Origin of the sequence: Jatrophihabitans sp., from assembly GCF_046262535.1 — a bacterium.
Taxonomy (GTDB): Bacteria; Actinomycetota; Actinomycetes; order Mycobacteriales; family Jatrophihabitantaceae; genus Jatrophihabitans.
The window spans coordinates 69,645-77,097 of record NZ_JBHEMO010000048.1; the positions used below are offsets into that span (position 1 = coordinate 69,645).

The 7,453-nt window shown below is 69.8% G+C and carries 7 protein-coding genes; 3 read left to right on the forward strand and 4 right to left on the reverse strand.

The annotated features are described in order from the left end of the window. Positions 1–23: 23 nt before the first annotated feature. Genes ABR571_RS07775 through ABR571_RS07790 form a run of 4 tightly spaced genes read right to left on the reverse strand, consistent with a single transcriptional unit; the run spans position 24 to position 3,781 of the window. On the reverse strand, positions 24–626 hold the full coding sequence (locus tag ABR571_RS07775) for a lactate utilization protein C (RefSeq protein ID WP_409452620.1): 603 nt from the start codon (positions 624–626) through the stop codon (positions 24–26). Next, on the reverse strand, positions 613–2,034 hold the full coding sequence (locus ABR571_RS07780) for a LutB/LldF family L-lactate oxidation iron-sulfur protein (protein WP_409452621.1): 1,422 nt from the start codon (positions 2,032–2,034) through the stop codon (positions 613–615). The genes ABR571_RS07775 and ABR571_RS07780 overlap by 14 nt, the downstream gene beginning before the upstream one ends. Further along, the gene (locus tag ABR571_RS07785; RefSeq protein ID WP_409452622.1) at positions 2,031–2,771 is read right to left on the reverse strand and encodes a (Fe-S)-binding protein; all 741 of its coding nucleotides are present in this window, start codon (positions 2,769–2,771) and stop codon (positions 2,031–2,033) included. The genes ABR571_RS07780 and ABR571_RS07785 overlap by 4 nt, the downstream gene beginning before the upstream one ends. Next, a complete protein-coding gene (locus tag ABR571_RS07790) occupies positions 2,768–3,781 on the reverse strand; it encodes a LacI family DNA-binding transcriptional regulator (protein ID WP_409452623.1) in 1,014 nt (337 codons plus the stop codon). Before ABR571_RS07790 ends, ABR571_RS07785 begins: the two co-directional genes overlap by 4 nt. A gap of 188 nt (positions 3,782–3,969) precedes the next feature. On the opposite strand from ABR571_RS07790, the gene ABR571_RS07795 reads away from it, so the two are divergent. From ABR571_RS07795 to ABR571_RS07805, 3 genes are all read left to right on the forward strand, one after another. Then, on the forward strand, positions 3,970–5,526 hold the full coding sequence (locus tag ABR571_RS07795; protein ID WP_409452624.1) for a sugar ABC transporter ATP-binding protein: 1,557 nt from the start codon (positions 3,970–3,972) through the stop codon (positions 5,524–5,526). Then, positions 5,523–6,557, forward strand: coding sequence for an ABC transporter permease (locus tag ABR571_RS07800; protein ID WP_409452625.1), 1,035 nt, complete (start codon positions 5,523–5,525; stop codon positions 6,555–6,557). The genes ABR571_RS07795 and ABR571_RS07800 overlap by 4 nt, the downstream gene beginning before the upstream one ends. Next, a partial coding sequence (locus ABR571_RS07805) for an ABC transporter permease (RefSeq protein WP_409452626.1) occupies positions 6,547–7,453 on the forward strand: 907 nt, incomplete at its 3' end. The genes ABR571_RS07800 and ABR571_RS07805, both read left to right, overlap by 11 nt.

Below are 7,453 nucleotides of genomic sequence, written 5' to 3' on the forward strand. Positions count from 1 at the left end.
GGGACGACGCGCATCCGCGACCTTCACAGCTCGACGACCACGACGTCGAGCGTGCGCGGACCGTGCACCCCCTCGACCCGTTGCAGTTCGATGTCGCTCGTCGCGCTCGGCCCGCTGATCCAGGTGAGGGGACGGACGGGGTCGAGCTCGGCGATCGCGTCGGGCACGATCGCCCGGACCTGGTCGGCCCGGACGACGACCAGGTGGTAGTCGGGGACGAGGGTCAGCGCGCGGGCCCCCATGCCCGGCCCCGCGTCGAGGACGATCGTGCCCGTGTCGGCGATGGCAACCCGGCAGGTGGTGATCACCGCACTGATTGCGTCCAGCGTGGCGACGTCGACCGGTTCCCCGATCAGCTCGACACCCGGCCGATCGGCGGCGGGGAAGCCGTCCGGCACGACGACGCGGGTGATGCGGCGGTCGGCCAGCGCGGCATCGATGACGGTACCGACCGTGTCCGGCGCGGCGCGGTAGACCGTCGCCCGGTAGTCGACCACCCGCTCGACGAACAGTTCCAGGTCGCCGATCCCGAGCGCGGGGCGGTAGCTGCGCTCGACGGGAGCCGGCGCCGGCCGGTCGGCCAGCGCGGTGTGGATCCGGTCGAGGATCTCGCTACGGGCGTCCATCGCGATCCCAATCGCGCAGCGTCTGTTTCGGGGGCACGGGCAGGTCGCGCGACGCCGTCCAGCGCGACAGCGGCGGCGGCAGACGCCGGCGCCCGCGTAGCAAGCGGCCGAGCCGTGCGGCCCGCAGCGCGCGCGTCCACCGTTTCGGCGAGCGCATCGTCCACGCCGCGGTGAGCATCGCGGCCCGCTCCGGGGTGCGGCCCTTGGCGTCGGTCACTCGGGACCGCAGGTGCACGAGCATCGTCGGGATGTCGATCGCCACGGGGCAGACGTCGTAGCAGGCACCGCACAGCGTGGACGCGAACGGCAACGTCAAATTGTCCTTCACGCCGGTCATCTGCGGCGACAGCACCGCACCGATCGGACCGGGATACACCGATCCGTATGCGTGCCCACCGGTGCGTTCGTACACCGGGCACACGTTGAGGCACGCGGAGCAGCGGATGCAGCGCAGGGCGCTGCGCCCGCGGGGATCGGCGAGGGTGGCGGTGCGGCCGTTGTCGAGCAGGACGAGGTGGAAGGCCTGCCCCTCGGTCGCGCCCGTCCACATGGAGGTGTACGGGTTCATCCGCTCGCCGGTGGACGAGCGGGGCAGCAGCTGCAGGAACACCTCGAGATCGGTCCACGTGGGGACGAGCTTCTCGATGCCCATCACGGTGATGAGGGTGCGGGGCAGGGTCAGGCACATCCGCCCGTTGCCCTCGGACTCGACGACGCCGAGCGTGCCGGTGTCGGCGACGGCGAAGTTGGCGCCGCTGATCGCCACCTTGGCGGCGAGGAACTTCGACCGCAGGTGGGCGCGGGCCGCCTCGGCCAGCACCGGCGGGTTGTCGGTCAGCGCGGGATCGACCCCGGGCATCTCGGTCAGGAAGATGTCGCGGATCTCGCTGCGGTTGCGGTGGATCGCCGGGACGAGGATGTGGCTGGGTTTGTCGTGGCCGAGCTGGACGATGAGCTCGGCGAGGTCGGTCTCGGTCGCCGTGATGCCGGCCGCCTCGAGCGCCTCGTTCAGCCCGATCTCCTGCGTGGCCATCGACTTGACCTTGACGACCTCCGTCTCGCCGGTCGCCTGCACGAGCCGGGTCACGATCGCGTTGGCCTCGTCGGCGTCACGGGCCCAGTGGACCGTCCCGCCGCGGGCCGTGACGCGTTCCTCGAGCTGGACGAGATAGCGATCGAGGTGGGCCAGCACGTCGTCCTTGATGGCCGCGCCGGCCGCCCGCAACTGCTGCCAGTCGGGAACCTCGCCCACCACCGCCGCCCGCTTGGCCCGGATGGTCGCGGTCGCGTTGCCGAGGTTGCGCCGCAGCTGCGCATTGTCGAGGGCGACGCGGGCAGCGTCGGGGAAGGCGACGCCGTCACTCAGCTGGCTAGACGCGGCCGCGGCCGGCATGCCCAAGAACGTCATGCCGGAACGTCTTCGGTCGACGCGAGGATCTCGGCCAGGTGCAGCGTCCGCGTCCCGGCCTGCAGCCGGGTCAGCCCGCCGTTGATGTGCATGAGGCAGGACGAGTCACCTGCCGAGCAGACAGTCGCGCCGGTACCCAGCACGTTGCGCAGCTTGTCCTCGAGCATCGCCGCCGAGACGTCGGCGTTCTTCAGCGCGAACGTGCCGCCGAAGCCGCAGCACGATTCGGCTTCAGGCAACTCGACCAGATCGAGCCCGCGGACGGCCTGCAGGAGCCGGTGGGGCCGGTCGCCGACCCGCAGCATCCGCAGCGAGTGGCAGGTGGGGTGGTAGGTCACCCGGTGCGGGAAGTAGGCGCCGACGTCGGTCACGCCGAGCACGTCGACGAGGAACTCCGACAACTCGTAGGTGCGGGACGCGAGCTCTGCGGCGGACGCGGCGAGGTCCGCATCGCCGGCCTGCTCGGCGATGTCGGCGTGCTGATGCCGGATCGCCCCCACACACGACCCGCTGGGTGCCACCACAGCGTCGTAGCCGGCGAAGGCGGCGACGTGATTGCGGACCAGCGGGACGGCGGCCGCCTGATAACCGGTGTTGACGTGCATCTGACCGCAACATGTCTGCTGCACCGGAAAGTCGACGTCGTGCCCGAGCCGGTTCAACAGCCGGACGGTCGCCTTGCCGACGTCGGGGAACAACCCGTCGACCAGGCAGGTGGCGAACAGCGCGATCTTCATGAGATCGTCGATTCTCGCACCACGAGTTCGGGCTCGAAGACGACCTGACGGTGCTGGTGGCCGTCCGGGTCGGACACCTCTTCGAGCAGCAGCTCCATGGCCGCCTGCCCGAGCTGGGCCCGGGGTTGGCGGACGGAGGTCAGGGGCACCGCCGCGGCCGCGGCGAACTCGATGTCGTCGTAACCGACGATGGCGAGGTCGCCGGGGACCGACTTCTGGCGGCGCGTCGTGTCCTGGAGCAGGCCCAGCGCGAGGAGGTCGTTCGCGCAGAACACGGCGGTCGGCCGGCGGCGCGCCGGGAGCGCTTCGAGCTCCGCACCGGTCGAGCGTCCCGAGGCCACGTCCAGGCGCGGCGTCTCGATCACGACGAGCGCGTCCTCCGGCCGGCCGGCCGCCTGCATCGCCGCCCGCGCCCCCGCGAGTCGCTCGCTCACCTGGTTCAGCGTGAGCGGCCCACCGACGAAACCGATGCGCTTGTGTCCGAGGCCCAGGAGATGCGCGACGGCCAGCTCACCGCCGACGCGGTCGTTGACCGAGACCGAGCACTGGCGCCGGTTGGACCCGCGGTCGACGAGCACCACCGGCGTCCCCGCCCGGCGCACGGCGTCGATCGCCGCCGTCTGCCGGCCCACCGGCGTGATCAGGATCCCGAACGCCCGCTGCTCCTGCAGCAGGCTCAGGTAGTGCCGCTCACGGGCGTCGTCCTCGTTGCTGTTGCACAGCACGACCGAGAGACCGGACTTGCCGGCGGTGGTCTCGACGCCCCGGGCGAGGTCGGTGAAGAACGGGTTGCCGACGTCGAGCACCACGAGGCCGATCGTTCGGCTGCGCCCGGCGCGGAGCTGTCGAGCGGCTTCGTTGCGGACGAAGCCGAGTTCGCGGATCGCCTGCATGACGCGGTCGCGGGTGGCCGGCGCGACCCGGTCGGGTCGGTTGAGGACGTTGGAGACGGTGCCCAGCGAGACGCCGGCACGAGCGGCGACGTCGACCACGCTCACCGACTCGCTCACGCGGCTCCCTGTCCGAACTCGTTAAAACGTTTCGGCGAATATAGCGGCCGGGCGCGCGATCTCACGGAGCATGCCGCCCTCGTCGACCGGGCACCGGGGTCGAGATCATCGGCAAAATCCCCGTAACGACTCGGAAACTTGCTCTTGACGGCGAGACGGGAGCGAGATTACCTTTCCGGCAACAGGAAGTGAAAGGTTTCATTCACTCGAGCGGCGAGGAGCTGAAGTTCGGCATGACCGAGGTCCCGCCCCGGCTCGTCCTCGACGGAGCAACGAAGAGCTTCGGCCCCGTCGTCGCGCTCGGCGACGGCTCGATCACGCTGTATCCGGGCGAGGTGCACGCGCTGCTCGGCGAGAACGGCGCCGGCAAGTCGACGCTTGTCAAGATTCTCGGCGGGGTCTACGCCGCCGACGCCGGCACCCTGGCCATCGACGGTGAGCGGGCCGATTTCGGCGGACCGGCCGACGCCCAGGCTGCGGGGGTGTCGATCATCTACCAGGAGCCGTCACTGTTTCCCGACCTCACCGTCGCCGAGAACATCTTCATGGGCCGCCAACCGCGCGGTGCGGGTCGGCGCATCGACCGGCGTGCCATGGAACGCGAGGCCCGCGTCATCTTCGCCCGCCTCGGCGTGGAGCTCGACCCGTCCCGTCCGGCCCGCGGCCTGTCCGTCGCCGACCAGCAGATCGTCGAGATAGCCAAGGCCCTCTCGTTCAACGCCCGGGTGTTCGTCATGGACGAGCCGACGGCGGCGTTGACCACTGTCGAGGTGCTGCGCCTGTTCGAGGTCATCAAGACCTTGCGGGCGCAGGGGTCGGCGGTGCTCTTCATCTCTCATCGGCTCGAAGAGGTCTTCGCCTGTTGCCAGCGCGTGACGATCATGCGCGACGGCCGCTTCGTCCGGACCGCTCCGGTCGAGGAGTTGACCATCGACGACATCATCCGGTCGATGGTCGGACGTGACCTCGAGGCGCTGTTCCCGAAGACCGCGACAACGCCCGGTGACGTCGTGCTCGAGGTCGCCGAACTCAACAGCGAGGGCGTCTTCTCCAACATCTCGTTCACCGTGCGGGCCGGCGAGATCGTCGCTCTCGCGGGGCTCGTCGGCGCCGGGCGCTCCGAGGTGGCCCGCGCGATCTTCGGCATCGACAAGCGCACCTCGGGCACGGTCCGCATCGGTGGGCGCACGCTGCGCAACGGCGATCCCCGAGCCGCGATGGCGGCCGGGATGGCGCTCGTCCCCGAGGACCGGCGCCAGCAGGGCTTGGTCATGGACCTCGGCATCGACCAGAACGTCGCGCTCGCCTCGCTCGGTCAGCTGACCCGCGGCGGTCTCATCTTCCGCGCCAGCGAGCGGCGGCTCGCCGACACGTGGGCCGGCAAGCTCCAGCTCAAGTTCGGCCGACTCCGCAATGCGGTGTCGACGCTGTCCGGCGGCAACCAGCAGAAGGTCGTGTTGGGCAAGTGGCTGGCCCGCAACCCACGTCTGCTGATCATCGACGAGCCGACCCGCGGCATCGACGTGGGCACCAAGGCCGAGGTGCACCGCATCCTCGACGGCCTGGTCGCCGACGGCATGGCCGTCCTGATGATCTCGTCCGAGCTCCCCGAGGTTCTCGGCATGGCCGACCGCGTTCTCGTCCTGCGCGAGGGACGCCTCACTGCCGAACTGAGCCGCGCGGAGGCCGACGAGACGTCGATCATGCGCGCGGCCACCGGCCAGAACGTCGAGATCGCGGCATGACAGCCCTCGGTGAGCGCACCGAATCGGGTCGCGGAAGCGACTCAGTGGTGATGACGCTGCTCAGGGCGCGCGAGGTGGGCATCGGGCTGTTGATCGTGGTCGTCGTGTTGGTCACGGCAGCGAACAATTCGCACTTCATCGACAGCAGCAGCATCGAGCAGTTGCTCAGCGGGGCCGCTCTGATCGCTCTGCTGGGGGTCGGCGAGACGCTGGTGATCGTCACCCGCAACGTCGACCTCTCGGTCGGCTCGGTGCTCGGGCTGTCCGCCTACATCGTCGGTGACCTGTTCAAGTACCACCACATCCCCGTCTGGTCCGGCTTCGTGATCGGCACGCTCGTGGGTGTGCTCGCCGGCGCGCTGAACGGCTTCATCGTGACGGTGATGCGTGTCCCCAGCCTGGTCGTCACCCTCGGGATGCTGTACGTGATCCGCGGCATCGACGGGGTGATCGTCAGCGGCGACCGGATCGACCCTGAGGCGATCCCGAGCGGCTTCAGCGCAGTCGGGTACAAGGACGTCCTCGGCATTCCGTGGCTGGCCATCATCGTGGCCGTCGTCGTCGCCGGGGTCGGGTACGCGATGCGCTCGTTCCGGGCCAGCCGCGACCTGTACGCGATCGGCTCCAACCCTGACGCCGCCGCGCTCGCCGGCATCCCGATCGAGCGGCGGGTGTTCACCGCGTTCCTGATCAGTGGGGCGCTCGCCGGCCTCGGCGGCGCGTTGTTCCTCGCCCTGCACACCCAGATCGACAACAGTGGCGGTCAGGGCTACGAACTCAGCGTCGTCGCCGCTGTCGTGGTCGGCGGGGTGGCCATCTTCGGCGGCAGTGGGACGGTCGTCGGCGCCGCTCTGGGCGCCCTGCTGCTCAACACCATCAACCAGGCGCTGGTCGCGTCGCGGATCTCGGCGTTCTGGAACCAGGCCGTCGCCGGCGCGTTGCTGCTCGCCGCGATCGCCTTCGACCGGTGGCTCTCCCTGCGCGTGACGAAGACCCTGCAATCGGCCGAGGGAGCCCACCGTGAGCTCTGACCTCGCCGTCCCGACGACGAAGCCACAGAGCCCCGTGCCTGCCGGCAACGGCAAGCTACCCCTGTGGCGGGAGGCCGCCCGCTGGGAGACCGGCCTGGTCGTCGTGCTCGTCGGCGTGCTCATCTTCGGCTCGGCCAAGTCGCCGACCTTCACCGACCCCAGCACGATCTTCTACTTCGGCATCAACACCGGCTACCTGGCGATCATGGCACTGCCGGTGACCTTCGTGGTCATGACCGGCGAGATCGATCTGTCGGTGGCCTCGATGCTCGGCCTGGCCGGAGCGACGGTGGGCTACCTCTGGCACCACGGGTGGAGCATCTGGCCGTGCTTCCTGGCTGCGCTCGTCGTCGGCCTCGTCGGGGGAGCGCTCAACGGGCTCCTCGTCGCCCGCTTCGGACTGCCGTCGATCGCCGTCACGATCGGCACGTTGACGCTGTTCCGCGGCCTGGCCGAGGTGCTGCTCGGATCACAGACCATCCCAGGGATCGGCGATCGTCAGTTCCCCGAGACGCTCACCAACATCGGGGCCAACTCGATCCCCGGGACGCAGTTCTCCTGGTCGATGCTCTTCTTCCTCGTCCTGGCGGTGATCTTCGGGGTGATCTTGCACGCCACCCCACTCGGCCGCAGCATGGTGGCCATCGGGCTGCAGCCCGAGGCCGCCCAGTTCGCCGGGATCCGCGTCAACCGGATCAAGTTCTGGCTGTTCGTGGCCAGCGGAGTACTGAGCGCGTTCGCGGGAATCCTGCTCACCCTGCAGAACGCGTCGGTCAGCTACAGCGCCGGTACCGGACTCGAACTCAACGTCGTCGCCATCGTCCTCTTCGGCGGCGTGTCCATCTTCGGCGGCCGCGGCACCATCGTCGGCGTCTTCCTGTCCGTCCTCATCGTCG